Origin of the sequence: Halorubrum ruber (genome assembly GCF_018228765.1) — an archaeon.
Taxonomy (GTDB): domain Archaea; phylum Halobacteriota; class Halobacteria; order Halobacteriales; family Haloferacaceae; genus Halorubrum; species Halorubrum ruber.
Genome location: NZ_CP073695.1, coordinates 925,438 through 943,124 on the forward strand (window position 1 = coordinate 925,438; position 17,687 = coordinate 943,124).

Here is a 17,687-nt window from a genome sequence, read left to right on the forward strand (position 1 = left end):
CGCAAGGAGCCGTCGGCGCACCGTCGTACCGCGCGTCGTTGAAGGCCCCGCTACGGCCGAGTCGTCGCGACTCACCGTGTCCCGCGGGAGTGTGGTACCTCGGCGTACTCCCGGGCGCGTTAAAAACTCCCGGGTTCGGCTCCGCGGCGCCGGTTCGCGTCCGAAGCGGCTGTCCGCGGCCGCCGCGCGGTCGGATCGCGTCCCACAAAGCGTTTCACGCTCTCGGTCGAACCGCCGCCGATGACGGACGTCCCCCGCCGCCGAGCCCTCCTCGCGGCCGCGTCAGGGATCGCCGCCCTGGCCGGCTGCGCCGGCAGCGAGACCGCGTCGAACAGCTACCCGAGCAGCAACCGACCGATCGACGGGTACGAGCTGGAGAAGGCGCGCGACGAGCGCGGCGGCGCGCTGGTCGCCTCTGGCGACGAGCTGCCGTCGCTGTCGGCCGACGAGCGCGCGTTCCAGCGCCGCAGCACGCGACGCGTACTGGTCGCCGACGAGGACCTCGACGAGCTCACGTTCGCCGGGACGCGCGCGGGCGAGCGGCTCCGGACGTTCCTCGCCGCCACCGACTTCGAGTCGTCGTCGGCGTACCTCCTCGCGATGCCCGTGCGAGCGTGTCGGGAGGTCCGGTTCCGGTCGGTGTCCGTCGAGCCTGACGAGCTCGCGAACGACGACCTCCACCCCCACGCCGACTTCTGTCAGGCGTACCGTCCCGCGGACGTCGACTGCGACGCCGACGAGACCCACACCGTCGGGTTCGCGATCCGGCTCCCCGTCGCCGCCGAGCGCTCGACCGGGAGCGGCAGCGGCATGAGCGGGTCCTGTCAGGGGCCGGAACCGCCGGCTGTCTTCAACGCGTCGGCGGGGGCCGACAGCGGTGGTGATGAGGCGTGACCGCCGACCCCCGTTCCCGCCGCGGGTTCCTTGCCGGCGTCGCGACGGCGGGCGCGGCGGCGCTCGCGGGCTGCTCCGGACTCCCGTTCGCCGGCGACGAGGAGCGTCGGGAGGCGCCCGCGTCGCTCCCGTCGGACGTCGTCGAACCGGTCGAGTGGCCGGCGTCGCCGTTCCCGGTCGCGGTTCCGGGGTCGCTCGCGGAGGTCCACGAGTCGCGGGCCCGCGGGCTGCTCGACGACGTGCCGGTCGACCCGGACCTCCCAAACGCTGGCGTCGCCGAGGCGCTCGCCGCCGACCGCGAGCAGGCGACGCGGCGCGTGGACGCCGAGGTGGCCGACGAGTGGCCGGTCGACGTCCTCTCCGCGTGGCGCCGGCGCCGGGAGGACGCCGCGGAGGTCCGCGGCGCGTACCGCGCGGCCACCGGGACCGACGACGGCGCGGATCTGGCCGCCCGGCGCCGCGCGGTGCGCGACGACCGGGGGGCGCTCGCGTCGGACCTGGAGTACCGGGCCAACTCGCCGACCGAGGCGGTGCTGGCGTACGAGCCGGTCGAGTCGCTGCTCGCGGAGTGTGAGGGGTACATCGCACCTCGCGTGACGTACCCGAACGACCCGGTCGCCGAGCCCTTCCGGGCCGGTGAGGCGGTCGCCCGCGTCGAGCGAGCGAGCGCGGCCGCGGCCGACGCCGCGGGGCTCCGCGAGGCGTACCTCGACGAGCGCGGGGGCCGCAACGGGACGGCGCCGCGGTGGGCGTCGCTGGTCGCGGCCGCCGAGGGACTGCGGGGGTCGGTGAGCCGGACGCGCGCGACCGTCCGCGAGCGCACCGGCGGCGAGGACCCCCTCGCCGACGAGGACCTGAGCGGGACCGTCGCGCAGGAGCTGGTCGCCGTGAGCGACCTCCGGGTCGAGTCGGCGGTCGACGACGTGCGGCGCGCGTCCGACGCCGGCGAGTACGCCACCGTCGCGATCGAGGCCGGGACCGCCCTGGCCGAGATCGAGGCGTACCGGGCGGCGGTCGACGAGATCCGCGACGGTGAGTACCGGGCGGTCCCCTCCGAGTCGTCGGTCGGGTCGGCCGCCGAGCGGGCGCGGACGGCGGTCGGCGAGGTCGTCGACGGCGGGGGCCCGCTGGCGACCCGGCTCGTCCGACCCGGGCTGGAGGCGATCGGGTACGTCGCCGACCGGATCGAGGAGGGGTACGGCTCGGTCCGTCGGAGTCAGGCCGAGCTGGCCTACGCCGCCCTGTACGCGAACGCGGTCCCGGCGGCGGCCGTGTTCGTGCGCGAGCGGCTGGCGCGAGGGCCGGTCGGGGACGACTGACGGAACGTTCGTGTCAAACCGACCGGCCTCGGGGCCTGCGTCCCGGTATTTTTATTACCGCGACGGGCGGCGGTACGGACAATGAGTGGACGACCCCTCGACGTGCTCGAAGCGTCGCTCGAGGAGCCCGTGACGGTACACCTGAAGGACGGTACGACCTACTACGGCGTCCTCGGCGGTTACGACCAGCACATGAACGTCGTCATCGAGCCGGAGGCCGACGTGGACGACCGCGTCGACGACGACCTCGACGGCGAGTTCGCGGTCGCGATCGAAGACACAACGATTATACGCGGCGATAACGTCGTCACCATCAAAGCATGACCGGCGCAGGTACGCCCTCTCAGGGGAAAAAGAACAAGACGGTTCACGTGAAGTGTCGACGCTGCGGCGAGAAGTCCTACCACGTCAAGAAGGAGCGCTGTGCCTCCTGCGGCTTCGGCGAGTCCGCCTCCCGGCGCGACTACGCCTGGCAGTCGAAGACCGGCGACAACTGAGCCGCGATTTCTTCGGTTTCTTCTCGCTTCTACTCGCGTAGCTACGCGTGTGACGGTCGTTTATTTATAAATAATGAGTATGGATCGACCGCGAACACCTCCAAAGCCCCAGCCGGGAGGCGGGCGCACACTCGCTGTGCTCCTCGGTCGCTCGCGTTGCTCGCTCCCTGCGGTGCTTGCGTCGTCTGCGCCCGCCTCCCGGCTGCCCCTTTGAGTCCCACCCCGCCCCACACGGCAACCGCGCCTCACGCCTCCCCAGCCTCGCGGCTCCCTCCGCTTCGCTTCGGTCGCCGCGTCCCTCGCGCGTGCTCCTCACGCCCTGCGGGCGTTCGGAGGCACGCGCCACCGCACAGCATCCATACTTGCGGTTCGCCACGACGCCGCCGGGACCCAAACCGTTTCCCGCGGCGATGGCCGAGTCGGGACATGGACCTCTCAGTCGTCGACCTCTCGCCGGTCCCCCGGGGCGGCACCGCGGCGGACGCGTTCGAGAACACCGTCGACGCCGCGAAACACGCCGAGCGACTGGGCTATGAGCGGTTCTGGGTCGCCGAACACCACGGGATGGGCGACCGCCTCGCGGGCACCACGCCCGAGGTGCTGCTCGGGCGGCTCGCGGGCGCCACGGAGTCGATCCGGATCGGGAGCGGGGCCGTCCTCATGAACCACTACAGCCCGTTCAAGGTGGCCGAGTCGTTCGGCGTCCTCGACGGGCTCGCGCCCGGCCGCGTCGACCTCGGCATGGGGCGCGCGAACGGCTCGCCCGCGTCCGACCGCGCGCTCGGCACCGACCGGCGCGTCGAGAACCCGAACGAGGACCACCGCGAGCGGATCACCGCGGTCGTGAACCACCTTCGCGGCGACTACCCCGCCGAGCACCCGTACAGCGACCTCTCGGTGCCGGGGTCCGACTCGGGACCGGCCGTCCCGTGGGTGCTGGGGTCGAGCCCGTCGAGCGGCGAGATAGCGGGGGAGCTCGGGCTCCGCTACTGCTTCGCCGGCTTCATCCGCCCGGGGTTCGCCGAGCGCGCGTTCGCGGCGTACCGGGAGGCGTTCGACCCCGACGGGACGCCCGGCGGGCTCGACGAGCCGCGGGGGATGGTGGCGGTCAACGCTGTCGCGGCCGAGACGGACGAGGCCGCGGCCCGGCGACGAGCGCCCGCAGAGGCGACGTTCCGGCGGATGCAGCGCGGCGAGCTGGGCGACGAGACGCCCACGGTCGAGGAGGCGGTCGACGAGCTCGGCGGGGCGCCCGACCCGACGCCCGCGACGCTGGACGACGACGAGTGGCCGCGGTCGATCTCCGGGAGTCCGGAGACGATTTCGGGGCTGTTGGAGCAGCTGGCCGACCGCGTCGGCGTCGACGAGGTGATGATCCAGCACACCGTGCCGGACCACGAGGACGCGCTCGACTCGCACGCGCTCCTCGCCGAGGCGATGGATCTGGACGGGCGCGAATAATCCGGATCCGAGGTGGTGGACGTTCTCGACCGCTCAGTTTGGTGGGGAAGCCGATCGGCGGTGACGGACGCAGCCAAAGCCCCAGCCGCTTACTTATAAATGGCCGCTGGCGGATCGGTGACGGATACCGCCAAAGCCCCAGCTGCTTACTTATAAACGGCTGCTGACGGATCGACGGCGAACACCGTCAAAGCCCCAGCCGCGAGGGCTCGCGCGGCTCGCTGCGGTCCTCGTCGTTCGCTCCGCTCACTCCTGCGGTCCTTGCGTCGCCGTGCTTCGCCCTCGCGGCTGCCCCTTTGAGTCCCGCCCCGCACAGCACCGCAACCGCACCTCACGCCTCCCCAGCCTCGTCAGTCGCCTCCGCTTCGCTCCGGCGACTGACTCCCTCGCGCGTGCTCCTCGCGGCCTCCGCTTCGCGCCGGCCGCTCGCAGGCACGCGCCACCGCGGATCGATTTATAAACGATGACGCGGTCAGAATCGCGGTCGCGTTCCTATTCCACGCGCTCGCGGGCGGCGGCGATAAGCATCGGAAGCATCACCGTCGCGTCGCCGTAGACGGAGGCGTTGCGCGCGTCCTTCTCTAACTTGCCCCACGAGCGCGCCTCGTCGAGGCTCGCGCCCGAGAGCCCGCCGGTCGCCTCGGGGTCCATCGTGATCTGGACGGCGTAGTCGTAGGCGCGCGGCGTGACGAGCATCGTCTGGAGCGTGAAGTTCTTCGGGACGCCGCCGCCGACGAGCAGGCAGCCCGCGTCGTCGGCGTCGAAGGCGAGGTCGGTCAGCTCCGTCATGTCCGCGAGCGCGTCGAGCGTGAACTCCGCGGTCTGGGCGTACATCCACGCCTGAAGCCCTAACACGGAGTCTTGGACCGCGGGGCAGTAGATCGGCACGTCGCACTCGTAGGCGGCGGCCGCGACGCCCGGCCCCTCCGGGACGTCGTCGCGCTCGTTCACCTCGGCGTTGGCGCGGCCGAGTTCGCGCGTGAGGTCGGCGATGGAGACGGCGCCGTCGCCCGCTCCGCTCGCCTCTTCGATGTCGGAGTCGGCCTCCAGCGCCGGGAACACCTCCTCACGGAGGTGCCCCTCGAAGTCGGCGAAGTGCTCCTGCGGGAGGTAGACGTTGTAGATGCGGTCGACCCCCTCGTCGCGGAGCTCCTCGTCGTGCTCGCGGGGGGTCTTCTCGGGGTCGTGGGTGCGCCCGTGGTGGTGTTTCCCGCCGATGGCCTCGATGGAATCGTGGGTGAGATTCGCGCCGGTCGTGACGAGGGCGTCGACGTAGCCGTCGCGGATGAGGTCGGCGACGATCCGGCGCATCCCCGCGGGGACCATCGCGCCCGCGAGCGAGAGGAACACGGTACAGTCCTCGTCGTCGAACATCTCCGCGAGCACGTCGCCCGCCTCGTTGACGGCGGCGGCGCCGATCCCCGCGTCCCCGTAGCCGTCGACGAGCTCGCTCACCGTCATCCCGGCGGTCGCGCGCGTGTGGCCGACCGGGTCCTCGTGAAACTCCTCGCGGTGCGGGTGGTGGCCGCCGTGTTCGTCGCCGTCGCCGTGGTCGCCCTCGGCACCCGCCGCGTCGTCTCGCGTTCCCTCGTCGCTGTCGGTCATAGCTCCGGGTGGGGCCGGCGCGCGTTTGAAACGCCCGATCCGAGCGCGGGCCGCCCGCGGCCTCACGGAGCGGCTACCCGCCGCTTACGGGCGGGAACAGCGCGAGTTCGTCGCCCGCCTCCAGCGTCGCGTCGAGCCCCTCGTCGTGGTGGACGCTCCGCCCGTTCCGGAGGACGTTGATGTGGTCGGCCACGGTCCCGTCCTCGATGACGCGGTCCCGGAGGTCGGGATGCGCGTCCAGCAGCGCGTCGAGCGCGTCGCCGACCGTGTCGCCCGGCTCCGCGTCGACGGTCACCGCGCGGTCGCCCGCGATCTCCGCGAGGTCGGCGAACAGCTTCCACTCCATGGCGGATCCCCGCGCGGGCGACTCAAGAGCGTTGCGTCCCGTCGGGATCGGCCGCGGTGTCGGCGTCGCTCCGGTTCGCGTCGTCGCCACCCGCCGTGCCGTCGTCGCCACCCGCCGTGCCGTCTTCGCTCCCGCCCGCGTCGTCGGAACCGGTTTCCTCGTCGACCTTGGCCTCCGCGTCGAAGTCGGTCCCCTCATCGATGTCGTCGAGTTCGGCGTCGCGCGCGGCCGCGGACGCCGTCTCGGCCCCTCCGGCTTCCCCGTCCGCATCGGGCGGCGACGCGGCGGCCGTCTCGAACCGACGGATTGCGTCCGGCCGACCGACGAGGTACACTAAGTCCCCGGCGCCGAAGGCGTACGCGCGCGGCGGGATCGGCTGGACGGGCCCCTCCGCCGGGCGGACCGCGGCGACGACGGCCCCGACCTCGCCGACGGTGCTCCCGTCGAGGTCGCTCCCGACGCCCACCGCGACCGAGGCCATCGTCTCGTCGGCGGTGCGCAGCAGGGAGGCGAACTCGCGGTCCGCCTGCGGCTCCGCGGGGAGGGTCACGAGGCGGTAGTCGCCCTCCTCGGTCAGGCGTTCGGCGTCCGACTCGTCGAGCGCGACGGTGACGACGTCGCCGGCGACGCCGCGCAGCTCGCCGGTCGCGACGCGCTTCGGCTCCGGGTCGTCGCGCCACAGCTGGACCGTGTCGCCGACGGTCGCGTTGTTCGGCGGGTCCGCCGCGACCGCGACCGCCGCCGACCCCGGCGCGAGCGTCGGGCCGAGCCCCGCGGCCCGGGAGCCGACCGCGAAGAACTCGACGCTCCCGTCGGCGTCGAGGTCGACGTCGACGTAGCCGACGCTGTACTCGTCTTTGAGCCGGGAAACGAGCCGGTCGCGGAGCTCCGCCTCCGAGATCTTCCGCGGGAACAGCAGGGTCGTCTCCGCGAGCTCGGCCTTCTTCTCCGGCGAGGCGGGGTCGTACGTGTCCATGTCGCGGATCTCGTCGGCCGGCGGGAGCGTCACCGCGGTGAACCGCCCGACTGCGCGGACCATTCCGCTCAGCTCCCCTTCGAGCTGCTTGGCGCCGGAGAGCGCGAACACGTCGACCGCGAGCCGGTCGCCCGCGTACCGGCCGACGGGGGCGGTCACCGCCGCGACGCCGAGAGAGACGAGGTTGAAGAACACGCTCTCGGGCGCCAGGAGGGCGGGATTGTCGCCGATCGCGACCGACCCCAGCGAGGTCGTGTTGAGGTATAAGGCGACGACCGAGACGCCGAGCAGGCCGGTCACCCCCTCGGGGATCTCCGCGCGGAAGTACCAGCGGTAGGCCAGCGCCGCGCCCCCGGCCACGAGCGTGGCGACGACCGCGAACGTGACGAGCGTGACCGCCGCCTGTCGCGGCCGCGCGAACCCCACGTCGACCGCGGCGAGGGCGGTAAGCGGGACGAGCGAGGGGCTCACGCGGCCACCTCCGCGAACCGGTCGATCGCGTCGCGGCTCCCGACGACGAACAGGTCGTCGCCGGCCGACAGCGACTGCGAGCCGTCGGGCGCGATGATCCACGACTCGTGGCGGGCCGCGAGGACGGCCACGTCGTACGCCTCGCGAATCTCGGCCTCGCCGATCGTGTGGCCGTCGAGCGGTCCGCCGGCGACGACCGAGACCTTCCGGAACCGCTTCCCGGCCCGGCGCAGCAGGGCCGTGAGCTCGTACTCGCGGCGGGTGCCTCGCGACAGCACCAGCACGCGCCCGCGGTCGGCGCGGAGGAGGGCCGCCGCCTCGGAGCGGTCGAGCGCGAGCGTCACGCGTCCCTCGCCGCCGGTCGTGGTCGGGGCGGTCGCCGCCGGCGGGGAGGCGACGGCGTCCTCGCCGCCGTCGGTCCGCGCGTCGTCGTCCGGGTCTGGGCCGTCGCCCGCGGCGGGAGCGGGTTTCGGCGCCGCGCCGCCCCCCGGCTCCGGCTTCCCGCTCGACCGGGCGGCGATCACGGCGCCCTCGGCGTCGAGGTCGGGGGTGATCACGCGGACGACGTCGCCGCGGGCGATTCCAGTCGGGACGAGCGCCGACACCGACACGGCGCGCTTCCCCGCGGGCACGCGCTTCGAGAGCGCGCCGGTCGGCGGCGCGGCGGCCACGGTCGCGCGCGCCTGCTCGTCGATCCGGACCGCCACGTCGGCGAGGTCGAGCTCGGTCCGGAGCCGCTCCGCGAAGCGGTCTTCGAGCTCGGCGAGCGGCAGGTCGGCGGGGAACGTCCAGTCGCCGTCGAGGATCGCCGTCCGCGTGTCCGCCGGCAGCGGCGGGTACCCCTCCATGTCGTTCACCTCGCCGGCGACCTCGACGGAGACGCGCCCCCGGCCGCCGACGAGCTCGATCACGTCGGTCGAGAGCGTCCGGTCGCGGAGCTGCTTGAGCGAGATTCGCTTGGGGACGCTGGCGCCGAGCCGGTCACCCTGCGCGTGGGCGTACATCGAGAGCATCAACACCACGACGATCGCCGTGAGGATCGCCGGCGCGCGCTCCGACGAGCGGATCGTCTCGTCGTTGAGCGCGAGCAGCCCGCCGTTGATCCCGGCGATCGCGAGCGATAACACGACGACTCCGAGCCCGGGGATCGTCACGTCCGTCACGTACTTGAACACGAACCCGAGGGTCCCGGCCACCAGCGCGGGGACGATCCCGGTGATGACGCCGAGGTAGACGCCGAAGACGATCTCGACGGGCAGCGACATACGCCCCTCAACCGGCGGGGCGGTTAAACGTGTGTCGGCGCGGATCGCGTCGCGAGAGGCGGGAGCGGACGCACGCGAACTCGCAGAGGAAGCGCTCCGGCCTCGCGGGGTTTAAGTCCGGTCTCGGCGACGCGGAGGTATGGAGCTGACCCGGGACTGGGTGACCGTCCGAGCGTCGATCCTCCTGACGTTCGCGGTCGCGGTGCTGTCGATCCTCGCCGGGCTCGCTCAGATCGGGGGGGTAGGAGTCTCCGGGCCGCTCGCCCCGCTGGTCCCAGACTTCATCCGCCAGACCGTCGGCTTCACGGGAACGATCACGGGGTTCTCGATGCTCGGGAGCGGCTTCGCGCTGAAGAACGGCTACCGGGTTGGCTGGTACTCCACGGCCGTCCTGCTCCCGCTGACCGCGATACAGGGACTGATGCAGGCGTCGGTGCTTTCGTTCCCGCTGGTCGCGCTGTCGGTCGTGTCGGTGCCCGCGCTGGCGTACAACCGACGGCGGTTCGACAGGAAGTTCTCGCCCTCACCGACGCAACTGGCCGCGGGCGCGGCGCTCGTGACCGCGGTCTCCTACGGGACGGTCGGGACGTACGCGCTCCGCGACCAGTTCAACGGGGTCGAGACCATCGTCGACGCGTTCTACTTCACCGTCGTCACCGCCTCCACGGTCGGATACGGAGACGTGATCCCGGCGACCGGGCCGGAGTCAGACATCGCCCAGCTGTTCGTGCTCTCCTCGCTCGTGATGAACGTCGCCGCCTTCGCGGTGGCGCTCGGGGTCCTCCTCACGCCCGCCATCGAGGCGCAGCTCTCCAAGGCGCTCGGAAAAATGACCGACAGACAGATCGACCTCCTCGACGACCACGTCCTCGTGCTCGGCTACGGGGACCTGACGGAACCGATTCTCGAAGAGCTCGCCGCCCGCGACGGCGTCGAGTACGCCGTCGTGACGCCCGACGAGACCGCCGCGAGGCGGCTCGCCGAGCGCGACATTCCGGTGTTTACCGCGGACCCGAGCGACGTCGACCCGCTCGAACGGGTGAACCTCGCCGGCGCCCGCGCGGTCGTCGCCGCCACCGAGGACGACGCGCGCGACGCGCTCGCCATCCTCACCGCTCGGCAGCTCAATCCGGACGTTCGGATCGTCGCGGCGGTGACTCAACGTGAGAACGTCGACAAGCTCCGCCGCGCCGGCGCCGACCAGGTGATCTCGCCGACGACGCTCGGCGGGCACATCATCGTCGACTGCGCGTTCGGCGCCGACAGCAAGGAGGCGACCGAGGGAATCCTCGACGACATCGACCTCGAGGACTGAGCGTCCCGGCGGGACCGACCCGGCCGATCAGCGGCTCTGTCGCCCCTTCGTCTGCCGGTAGTCCCGGCTCAACACGTTCTCGCGCATGTGATCGCGGAAGGCGTCGGCCTCGTCGTCGGTCATCTCCGCCGGCTCCTTCATCGGCACCAGCTCGAATCCGCGCCCGCGGATGGTCGTCGCGTGTTCGGCGTCGACGTCGAAGGAGTCAGGCCGGCGCGTCGTGTACTCGACCGCCAGCTCGTGAAGCGGTCGCTCGCCGACCGGCACGATGATCTGGGGGTTTATCATCCGGATCTCCGCGTTGAGGAACGGTTCACAGGTGCCGACCTCCCGGTCCGTGGGCCCGCGGTCGGGGTGTCGACACCGCGTCAGGTTCGTGAAGAAAATGTTCTGGACGTCGGGCTCCGCGGCGTCCGGCTCCGAGCGGACGAACCCGAGGTCGCCGAAGATCGACTGGACGCGCTCGCCGCCGCCCTCGCCGGTGAAGGGGACGCCGTTGCGCTCGGCGGCCGCCGTCGGCCCCGTCCCGACCACGAGGAACTCGGCGCCCACGTCGCCGTAGCCGTGGACGACGCGGTCGCGGGCGCCGCACAGTTCCTCGCAGTTCTCGCAGTCGGTGTCCATCGCGAACGGGTTCTCGAACTCCGTCTGGTTCGCGTCCACGGTGGCCCTGCGCGCTCCGCGTCCCTAAACGCTCCGGCGCGGGCGCGACGCGGCGAAAAGACGCCGCGTCAGTTCGGCACGTAACAGTCGCCGTCGCAGTCGACGAGCCCCTCGCTGCGGAGGGTCTTCAGGATGCTGTATAAGGAGAGCTTCTTCATCCCGAGCGACTCGCCCATCTCGGAAACGGTGGCGTCGCCGTTCGTGGTCAGGTAGAGGTACACGAGCTTGGCGCGAGGCGACTGGAGCTCCCGGGGGAGCGACGGGGCCGTCGCGGACGCGGTCTCCGTTTCGAGCATCTTGTCCGATCCGTTGAGTTCGACGATAATAAACCCCCATTTCAACAGTCGTCGAAACGCTCGGAAGGCACTCGAAAGCGTTTGAATCCGGCGAATACGGCACATTCGAGCGAAGTACGTCGATCGACGAACGCTTAATCGACGCGTATCGACGGTCAGTTTCGATCGTCGACGGATAGCAAACCGTGAACGATCCGGATCGATCAGGCGAGACGCGGCGGGGCGTGACGGGGCGCGACGGCGCCCGGCGGGGTCCGCGCCGGGACCCCCGCGTCGCAGCGGCCGAGCGCCGGCGGCCGGCTCAGTACGAGCGGCTCTTCGGCTCGTACGTCTTGTTCTCGCCCTCGAGGACGACCGGCTTGTACCACAGCTCCGGCTCGCCGTCGTTCCACGAGATGAGCGTGTGCTTCAGCCACTCCTCGTCTTTGCGCTCCTGGTGTTCCTTGCGCCAGTGGGCGCCCCGGAACTCCTCGCGGGCGAGCGCGCCCATCGTCAGCGCCTCGGCGATGTCGAGGATGTTCCGCGTCTCGATCGTGTGGATGAGGTCGGTGTTGAACGTCCGCGAGGGGTCAGACACCGCGACGTCCTTGTACGCCTCGCGGGCCTCGCGGAGGTCCGCGAGCGTCTCCTCTAACCGGCCCTCCTCGCGGAACACGTTGACGTTCGCCGTCATCGTCTCCTGGACCGCCGAGCGGATCTCCGCGTGGTTGCGACCCTTCCGCGAGAGCAGCTCGTCGACGCGCTCCTGCGCGCGGTCGACGGCGCCCCCGACGACACTCTCGGCGTCGGTCGCCACGGCGCCGCCGTCGGCTGCGGCGGGGTCCGAGCCGTCCGTCTCGCCGACCTCGACGCCGAACTCGTAGTCGGCCGGCTCCCAGTCGCTGGACCGGCCCGTCGTGACCTCGGCCTCGCCCATCTCCTCGCCGGCGGCGTGGCGCCCGGCGCGCTTGCCGAAGACGATGAGCTCCGGCAGCGCGTTGCCGCCGAGGCGGTTCGCGCCGTGGACGGAGGCACAGGCGCACTCGCCGGCCGCGTACAGCCCGTCGATGACGGTCTCGCCGAACTCGTTCGTCTCGATGCCGCCCATCGCGTAGTGCTGGCCGGGCTTGACCGGCATCGGCTCCGTGAGCCCGTCGGCACCCTCGAAGTCCTCCGCGAGGTGGAGGATGTTCTCCAAGCGGTCGAGGATGCGCTCCTCCCCGAGGTGCCGCATGTCGAGGTGGACGTACTCGTCCTCGATGCCGCGCCCCTCGTTGACCTCGGTGAGCTCGGCGCGGGAGACGACGTCGCGGGAGGCGAGCTCGCCGTCGTTGTTTGCGTAGCCGTGTTCGAACATGAACCGCTCGCCGTCCTCGTTGTAGAGGATGCCCCCCTCGCCGCGGACGCCCTCGGAGATGAGGACGCCGGTCGACGGCAGCGTCGTCGGGTGGAACTGGATGAACTCCATGTCTTCCATCGGCACGCCCGCGCGGTACGCCATCGCGACGCCGTCGCCGGTGTTCGCCACCGCGTTGGTGGTGTGGTCGAACACCTGCCCCATCCCGCCCGTCGCGAGGATGACGCCGTCCTTGGCGCGGAAGCCGCTGATCTCGCCGCTCTGGATGTCGTAGGCGACCACGCCGTGGCAGGTCCGCTCCGCGGGGTCGTCCTCGTCGGTGACCGCGAGATCCATCACGTGCCACTCGTCGTACACCGTAATGCCGCGTTTGACCACCTGCTCGTACATCGTGTGGAGCATCTGGTGGCCGGTCTCGGCGCCCGCGTACGTCGTGCGCGGGAACGAGAGGCCGCCGAACGGCCGCTGGGAGACGCGCCCGTCGTCCTCGCGGGAGAACGGCATCCCCCAGTGTTCGAGGCGGATGACCTCCTCGGGGCTCTCCTGACAGAGGGCCTCGACCGCCGGCGCGTCGCCGAGGTAGTCGGACCCCTTCATCGTGTCGTACGCGTGGTCCTGCCAGGAGTCGGCGTCGCGCAGCGCCGCGTTGATTCCGCCCTCCGCCGCGCCCGTGTGCGACCGGACGGGATGGAGCTTCGACACCATCGCCACGTCCGCGCCCGCTTCCTGTGCCGCGATCGCCGCCCGGAGTCCCGCCCCGCCGGCCCCGACGACGACGACGTCGTGTTCGTGCATTGTTGGTATGTAATTTCGTAGGTTCCGGAGTCCCTTGATACTGTCTGTCGGGATTACCAGAATTTCAGATTGTTTTTGACCGCCTCGCGCTTCAGCTCCTGGATGTGCTCGGTGAGGGGGATGTCCTTCGGGCACACCTCCGTACAGGAGAACTGCGTCTGACACCGCCAGACGCCGTGCTCCTGCTCGATGATCTCCAGGCGCTTCTGTTTCATCTCCTCGCCCTCGCGCTCGTCCATCGCGAACCGGTACGCCTTGTTGATCGCGGCGGGCCCGAGGTACTCGTTGTCGCCCGCGGCGATGTTGCACGAGGACATGCACGCGCCACACCAGATGCAGCGCGTGGACATCTTGATCTTCTCGCGGTTCTCCCGGTCCTGCCGCTGCTCTTCGAGCTCGCCGTCCGGGTACTCGTTCGTCTGGAAGTACGGCTCGACGGCCTCCATCTGGTCGTAGAAGTGCTCCATGTCGACGACGAGGTCCTTCGTCACCTCGGCGTGCGGGAGCGGCTCGACGCGGACGGGCTCGTCGAGGTCGGAGATCTGCGTCTTACACGCCAGCTTCTGGCCGCCGTTGACGAACATGGCGTCGGAGCCGCACACCGCCTGTCGGCAGGAGTGGCGGAACGTGAGCGAGGAGTCGTACGTGTCGCGCGCGTACATCAGCGCGTCGAGGACGGTCATCCCCTTCGTGAACGGGACGTGGAACGTGTCGAACCGCGGCTCCTGTTTCCCCTCGACCTGCGGGTCGTAGCGGAACACCTTCAGCTCGACCGTGCTCTCGTCGGCGGCCGCCTTCTCGGCCTCCTCCTCCTGTCGCTGCTCGCGGCGCTCGGCCGCGCGGCGCCGCTTCTCGGCGCGGCGCTCGTCGCCCTTCGAGGCGGGCTCCGTCTCGGTCTCGGTCGATTCCTCGGTCTGCTTCGGAATTTGCGTGCTCATGGTCGGTTCAGTAGAGTCCGATGCCCGCCCACGCGTTCGCGGTGCGGATTCCCTGGGCGATCAACACGACGCTCGCGGCGACGAGCGTCCACTTGATCACGGTGCGTTTCGTGCCGGTGAGCCCCTGGTTCACCAAGGCGTTGTAGACGCCGTTGACCCCGTGGAACGTCGCGGTCACGAGGAAGAGGATCATCAGCGAGTAGTAGCTCAGCTGCTCCATCCGAGCCGAACTGGCGAGGAACGACACCTCGTCGGCGTGGTGGACGAAGTGGAGCAGGAAGAAGTGGAACGCCAACACCACCAGCAGGAAGACCGCCGTGACCCGCTGGAGGAACCACATCCGGCCGCCCGACTGGAACGAGGAGTAGCGCTCTGCCATCTCAGAACGCCCCCGCGATGAACGTCGGGACGGACGCGACGGTGATCGCTCCGGTGAGGATCAGCGACGCGTAGAAGCTCTTGTCCTGTGCGTCCAGCCCGATTCCGAGGTCCGTGAGGAGGAGTCGGGTGCCGTTGAGCATGTGGAACACCGCCACCGCGAGCAGGCCGACCTCCAGGAGCCGCACGAGCAGCAGCCCCTCTAAGGAGACGATGGTCTGCGTGTACACGTCGGTGCCCGCTGCGATCGCCGCCTCGCCGGCGCCGGCCGCCGGAATCCCCGTACTCAACACGGCGATGTGCGTGAACAGGTACCCGATGAGCACCCATCCCGTGAACTTGTGGAAGATCCACGCCCACATCCCCGCCTCGAACTCCCGCCAGCGGCCGAAGTCCTCGATGAGGCCTCGATTGTACGACTGACTCATACCTAACGGTTCTGAACCGGGGTCGTATAGTAGTTACTAACACGGCGTTGCTCGCTCCCGCGTCCCGGAACTCGGCCGCCTCTCGCGGGCGGGGCGGGCATCCCCGACCGGAGCCCGTTCGGTGACGTTTCCGTGCGACATCGTTCCACGCGGCGATCCGTCGCGGAAGCCTTATATGTCCCAGTCCCGCTTCTTCGGTCGCAATGGCGAAAGGCGAAGTTGACTTCTTCAACGACACTGGCGGCTACGGTTTCATTTCGACTGACGACGCGGACGAGGACGTGTTCTTCCACATGGAAGACGTCGGCGGCCCGGACCTCGAAGAGGGTCAGGAAGTCGAGTTCGACATCGAGGAGGCGGACAAGGGTCCGCGCGCGTCGAACGTCACCCGTCTGTAAGTCGGCGACGACACCCGAGGCGAATCGGCTTTTCGACTGTTCTCGTCCCCACAGCGGCGGCGCCGACGCGCGTTTCGCCGCGGGCGACGGGCCGCGCCGGCGGCGGTCGAACTCGCCACCGGACGGCCCCGACCGATAGGGATTTACCGCTCGCTGACTGACCGGTCAGTCAATGAGCGACTCGCCGAGCGCGGCAGCGGAGATCATGGACGGGGTGTACAGCGCCCTCCGCGCTCACGGCTACGCCGACCTGACGATGCAGGACATCGCCGACGAGTGTTCGAAGAGCAAGTCGCTGCTCCACTACCACTACGACACGAAGGAGGACCTCCTCGTCGCCTTCTTGGAGTACATCATCTCCGACTCCGAGGAGCGGATCGCTGCCCGCGCGGACGACCCGCCGGTCGACCGGTTAGTCCAGTTCGTCGGCTGGTTCGTCTTCGCGCCCGACGAGGCCGACCGCGAGGCGTTCCACATCGCCCTCTTGGAGCTTCGCACGCAGGGGCCGTTCAACGAGCGGATCCGCGAGCAGCTGGCGCGCAGCGACCGGCTGCTCCGCGGGACCGTCGCCGACATCCTCGCGGACGGCAGCGAGGAAGGCGTCTTCCGCGACGTCGACGTCGAGGAGACGGCGGCCCTGCTCGTGGCGACCCTCGACGGCGCGCGGACCCGGCAGATCACGCTCGCCGGCGCCGAGCGCGGCGACGAGGGCGACGGCTACACCCGCGAGGTCGCGGAGGCGGCGCTCCGACGGATCGTCGGGCCGCTGCTCGCCGACGGGGTCGACCTGCCGCCGCTCGACGACGCGATCGACGAGCTGCGGCGCGATTCAAACGATTCTGAGAACGAGAGTCAGGAAGCCGACGAGCCAGCGGACGACCCCGAATGACTCGCTTCGGGTTCGAGCGGCCGCCGCCGGTCCTGCTCGCGGTGATCGCGAGCACGTTCTTCGTCGGCTTCGGCGGCGGCGTCGTCTTCCCGATCTTACCGAACCTCGGCGCGGTCCTCGGTATCTCGGCGTTCATGGTGGGCGCGATCCTCTCCGCGAACCGGTGGGTGCGGCTCGTCGCGAACGCGCCGGCTGGCGCCCTCGTCGACCGGTACGGGACGCGCACGCCGTTCGTCATCGGGCTGTTCGTCGAGGGGGTCGCCACGCTCGGCTACGTCGTCGCGCTCGCGATGCCCCCCGCCGAGTCGCTCCGCCCGCTCGCGGCCTCGCTGCCGAGGTTCGCGGCCGGCCCGCTGGTCGTCGGCGCGGAGGAGTGGTTCGCCCCGATCGACGTCGCCGTCGCGCCCGAGACGTGGTTCCTGCTCGCGCGGATCCTCTGGGGGCTCGGCTCCGCCGCGGTGTTCGCGACCGCCTACACCATCGCGGCCGACCTCTCCGACAGCGGCTCGCGCGGGACGAACATGGGGATCGTCCGCGGCGGGATCACGATGGGGTTCCCGGCCGGCCTCGTGCTCGGCGGGATCGTCTCCGCGCTCGCGGGCAACGTCGCCGCCTTCACCGTCGCCGCCGCGTTCGCGCTCACGGCCAGCGTGGTCGCGTACCGCTACGTCCCGGAGACGCACGTCACCGGCGACCGCTCGGGAGATTCGATCAAGCCGTGGGAGGTCGACACCGCGATCCCGGCCGTGACGGTCGGCTTAGTCAACTTCGGGCTGATGTTCGCGTACATCGGCGCGCTGTTCTCCACGCTCGTCTTGTTCCTCGGCGCCGAGGACATCTCGCTGTTCGGCCTCGCCCCGCAGGGCACTTCCGGGCTGTTCATGGCCGGCACGGTCGTCTCGGCCGCGTTCTTCATGCTCGTCGGCGGGCGGGTCTCCGACACCCGGGACTCCCGGACGCCGATCCTGCTGGCGTTCCTCGCCGTCTCGTTCGTCGGGTTCCTGCTGCTCGCGCGGGCCGGGTCGGTCCTCTCTTTAGGCCTCGCCTGCGTCTTCATCGGCGCCGGACAGGGCGGGACGAGCGGCCCGATGATGGCCCTCCTCGCGGACCTCACCCCCGACGAGCGGATGGGGCGCGCCTCGGGGACGAACAACGTCCTCGGCGACGTCGGCGGCGGCCTCGGACCCATGGTGTCGCTTCCCCTCATCGAGGCGGTCGGGTTCACCCCCATCTACGCCGCCTGCGCCGCTCTGCCGCTGCTCGCCGGGGGCGTCCTCCTCCTCGGCGTCCGCCGGGAGACCGGGACGTTCCTCCCCGGCCGCGTCGCGGACGAGGCGGGTTCGAGCGACCCGTCGAAGGTCGTCGACTCGTAGTCGAGGGGGCCTTCGACCAGCGCAGCTACGGTTTATAAACGAAC

19 protein-coding genes are annotated in these 17,687 nt (G+C 70.8%); 9 read left to right on the plus strand and 10 right to left on the minus strand.

The genetic code is table 11. The features are described from left to right. Positions 1-240 precede the first annotated feature (240 nt). From J7656_RS04570 to J7656_RS04590, 5 genes are all read left to right on the plus strand, one after another. Positions 241-894, plus strand: coding sequence for a hypothetical protein (locus J7656_RS04570; RefSeq protein WP_211554257.1), 654 nt, complete (start codon positions 241-243; stop codon positions 892-894). After that, positions 891-2,213, plus strand: a complete 1,323-nt coding sequence (locus J7656_RS04575; protein ID WP_211554259.1) for a hypothetical protein — start codon at positions 891-893, stop codon at positions 2,211-2,213. The genes J7656_RS04570 and J7656_RS04575 overlap by 4 nt, the downstream gene beginning before the upstream one ends. An 81-nt stretch (positions 2,214-2,294) precedes the next feature. Continuing rightward, the gene (locus tag J7656_RS04580) at positions 2,295-2,537 is read left to right on the plus strand and encodes an LSM domain-containing protein (protein ID WP_017344111.1); all 243 of its coding nucleotides are present in this window, start codon (positions 2,295-2,297) and stop codon (positions 2,535-2,537) included. Then, positions 2,534-2,710 (plus strand): 50S ribosomal protein L37e, encoded by a 177-nt coding sequence (locus J7656_RS04585; protein ID WP_017344112.1) that lies wholly within the window; start codon positions 2,534-2,536, stop codon positions 2,708-2,710. Before J7656_RS04580 ends, J7656_RS04585 begins: the two co-directional genes overlap by 4 nt. Before the next feature lie 426 nt (positions 2,711-3,136). Next, the gene (locus J7656_RS04590) at positions 3,137-4,171 is read left to right on the plus strand and encodes an LLM class flavin-dependent oxidoreductase (RefSeq protein WP_017344113.1); all 1,035 of its coding nucleotides are present in this window, start codon (positions 3,137-3,139) and stop codon (positions 4,169-4,171) included. A 492-nt stretch (positions 4,172-4,663) separates the two neighbouring features. On the opposite strand, the gene J7656_RS04595 is transcribed toward J7656_RS04590, so the two are convergent. From J7656_RS04595 to J7656_RS04610, 4 genes are all read right to left on the minus strand, one after another. Further along, positions 4,664-5,776: a deoxyhypusine synthase gene (locus J7656_RS04595; protein ID WP_017344114.1), complete on the minus strand. Its 1,113-nt coding sequence runs from the start codon at positions 5,774-5,776 to the stop codon at positions 4,664-4,666. Positions 5,777-5,849: 73 nt separating this feature from the next. Continuing rightward, positions 5,850-6,122: a ubiquitin-like small modifier protein 1 gene (locus tag J7656_RS04600; protein ID WP_017344115.1), complete on the minus strand. Its 273-nt coding sequence runs from the start codon at positions 6,120-6,122 to the stop codon at positions 5,850-5,852. A gap of 22 nt (positions 6,123-6,144) precedes the next feature. Further along, positions 6,145-7,569, minus strand: a complete 1,425-nt coding sequence (locus J7656_RS04605) for a DUF8167 domain-containing protein (RefSeq protein ID WP_017344116.1) — start codon at positions 7,567-7,569, stop codon at positions 6,145-6,147. Then, on the minus strand, positions 7,566-8,834 hold the full coding sequence (locus J7656_RS04610; protein WP_017344117.1) for a potassium channel family protein: 1,269 nt from the start codon (positions 8,832-8,834) through the stop codon (positions 7,566-7,568). The genes J7656_RS04605 and J7656_RS04610 overlap by 4 nt, the downstream gene beginning before the upstream one ends. A gap of 139 nt (positions 8,835-8,973) precedes the next feature. Between J7656_RS04610 and J7656_RS04615 the strand changes: the two genes are divergently transcribed. Beyond that, on the plus strand, positions 8,974-10,149 hold the full coding sequence (locus J7656_RS04615; RefSeq protein ID WP_017344118.1) for an NAD-binding protein: 1,176 nt from the start codon (positions 8,974-8,976) through the stop codon (positions 10,147-10,149). A gap of 27 nt (positions 10,150-10,176) precedes the next feature. On the opposite strand, the gene J7656_RS04620 is transcribed toward J7656_RS04615, so the two are convergent. The 6 genes from J7656_RS04620 to sdhC form a co-directional block, all read right to left on the minus strand. Beyond that, a complete protein-coding gene (locus tag J7656_RS04620; RefSeq protein WP_017344119.1) occupies positions 10,177-10,812 on the minus strand; it encodes a uracil-DNA glycosylase in 636 nt (211 codons plus the stop codon). 68 nt (positions 10,813-10,880) lie between these two features. Further along, the gene (locus J7656_RS04625) at positions 10,881-11,108 is read right to left on the minus strand and encodes a hypothetical protein (RefSeq protein WP_007345225.1); all 228 of its coding nucleotides are present in this window, start codon (positions 11,106-11,108) and stop codon (positions 10,881-10,883) included. Positions 11,109-11,409: 301 nt separating this feature from the next. Next, the gene (locus J7656_RS04630) at positions 11,410-13,239 is read right to left on the minus strand and encodes an FAD-binding protein (RefSeq protein ID WP_017344120.1); all 1,830 of its coding nucleotides are present in this window, start codon (positions 13,237-13,239) and stop codon (positions 11,410-11,412) included. A gap of 53 nt (positions 13,240-13,292) precedes the next feature. Beyond that, a complete protein-coding gene (locus J7656_RS04635) occupies positions 13,293-14,177 on the minus strand; it encodes a succinate dehydrogenase/fumarate reductase iron-sulfur subunit (protein WP_017344121.1) in 885 nt (294 codons plus the stop codon). Positions 14,178-14,184: 7 nt separating this feature from the next. After that, positions 14,185-14,556, minus strand: coding sequence for a succinate dehydrogenase hydrophobic membrane anchor subunit (locus J7656_RS04640; RefSeq protein WP_004596874.1), 372 nt, complete (start codon positions 14,554-14,556; stop codon positions 14,185-14,187). Position 14,557: 1 nt separating this feature from the next. Further along, positions 14,558-14,983 (minus strand): succinate dehydrogenase, cytochrome b556 subunit, encoded by a 426-nt coding sequence (gene sdhC / locus J7656_RS04645; protein ID WP_017344122.1) that lies wholly within the window; start codon positions 14,981-14,983, stop codon positions 14,558-14,560. A gap of 203 nt (positions 14,984-15,186) precedes the next feature. Here sdhC and J7656_RS04650 point away from each other — a divergent pair, with 203 nt between their 5' ends. From J7656_RS04650 to J7656_RS04660, 3 genes are all read left to right on the plus strand, one after another. After that, on the plus strand, positions 15,187-15,381 hold the full coding sequence (locus tag J7656_RS04650) for a cold-shock protein (protein ID WP_004596869.1): 195 nt from the start codon (positions 15,187-15,189) through the stop codon (positions 15,379-15,381). Positions 15,382-15,553: 172 nt separating this feature from the next. Next, positions 15,554-16,270 carry a TetR/AcrR family transcriptional regulator gene (locus tag J7656_RS04655; RefSeq protein ID WP_211554261.1) on the plus strand — a complete coding sequence of 239 codons (717 nt, stop codon included), beginning with the start codon at positions 15,554-15,556 and terminating at the stop codon, positions 16,268-16,270. Beyond that, on the plus strand, positions 16,267-17,643 hold the full coding sequence (locus J7656_RS04660; RefSeq protein WP_017344124.1) for an MFS transporter: 1,377 nt from the start codon (positions 16,267-16,269) through the stop codon (positions 17,641-17,643). The genes J7656_RS04655 and J7656_RS04660 overlap by 4 nt, the downstream gene beginning before the upstream one ends. Positions 17,644-17,687: the final 44 nt, after the last annotated feature.

What these genes read in the sequence shown, in the direction of transcription:
- J7656_RS04590 (WP_017344113.1), top strand. Translation starts at nt 3,137, where the DNA reads ATGGACCTCTCAGTCGTCGACCTCTCGCCGGTCCCCCGGGGCGGCACC.
- J7656_RS04625 (WP_007345225.1), bottom strand. Translation starts at nt 11,108, where the DNA reads ATGCTCGAAACGGAGACCGCGTCCGCGACGGCCCCGTCGCTCCCCCGG.
- J7656_RS04660 (WP_017344124.1), top strand. Translation starts at nt 16,267, where the DNA reads ATGACTCGCTTCGGGTTCGAGCGGCCGCCGCCGGTCCTGCTCGCGGTG.
- sdhC (WP_017344122.1), bottom strand. Translation starts at nt 14,983, where the DNA reads ATGAGTCAGTCGTACAATCGAGGCCTCATCGAGGACTTCGGCCGCTGG.
- J7656_RS04650 (WP_004596869.1), top strand. Translation starts at nt 15,187, where the DNA reads ATGGCGAAAGGCGAAGTTGACTTCTTCAACGACACTGGCGGCTACGGT.
- J7656_RS04635 (WP_017344121.1), bottom strand. Translation starts at nt 14,177, where the DNA reads ATGAGCACGCAAATTCCGAAGCAGACCGAGGAATCGACCGAGACCGAG.
- J7656_RS04600 (WP_017344115.1), bottom strand. Translation starts at nt 6,122, where the DNA reads ATGGAGTGGAAGCTGTTCGCCGACCTCGCGGAGATCGCGGGCGACCGC.
- J7656_RS04580 (WP_017344111.1), top strand. Translation starts at nt 2,295, where the DNA reads ATGAGTGGACGACCCCTCGACGTGCTCGAAGCGTCGCTCGAGGAGCCC.
- J7656_RS04595 (WP_017344114.1), bottom strand. Translation starts at nt 5,776, where the DNA reads ATGACCGACAGCGACGAGGGAACGCGAGACGACGCGGCGGGTGCCGAG.
- J7656_RS04585 (WP_017344112.1), top strand. Translation starts at nt 2,534, where the DNA reads ATGACCGGCGCAGGTACGCCCTCTCAGGGGAAAAAGAACAAGACGGTT.
- J7656_RS04640 (WP_004596874.1), bottom strand. Translation starts at nt 14,556, where the DNA reads ATGGCAGAGCGCTACTCCTCGTTCCAGTCGGGCGGCCGGATGTGGTTC.
- J7656_RS04615 (WP_017344118.1), top strand. Translation starts at nt 8,974, where the DNA reads ATGGAGCTGACCCGGGACTGGGTGACCGTCCGAGCGTCGATCCTCCTG.
- J7656_RS04570 (WP_211554257.1), top strand. Translation starts at nt 241, where the DNA reads ATGACGGACGTCCCCCGCCGCCGAGCCCTCCTCGCGGCCGCGTCAGGG.
- J7656_RS04655 (WP_211554261.1), top strand. Translation starts at nt 15,554, where the DNA reads ATGAGCGACTCGCCGAGCGCGGCAGCGGAGATCATGGACGGGGTGTAC.
- J7656_RS04610 (WP_017344117.1), bottom strand. Translation starts at nt 8,834, where the DNA reads ATGTCGCTGCCCGTCGAGATCGTCTTCGGCGTCTACCTCGGCGTCATC.
- J7656_RS04630 (WP_017344120.1), bottom strand. Translation starts at nt 13,239, where the DNA reads ATGCACGAACACGACGTCGTCGTCGTCGGGGCCGGCGGGGCGGGACTC.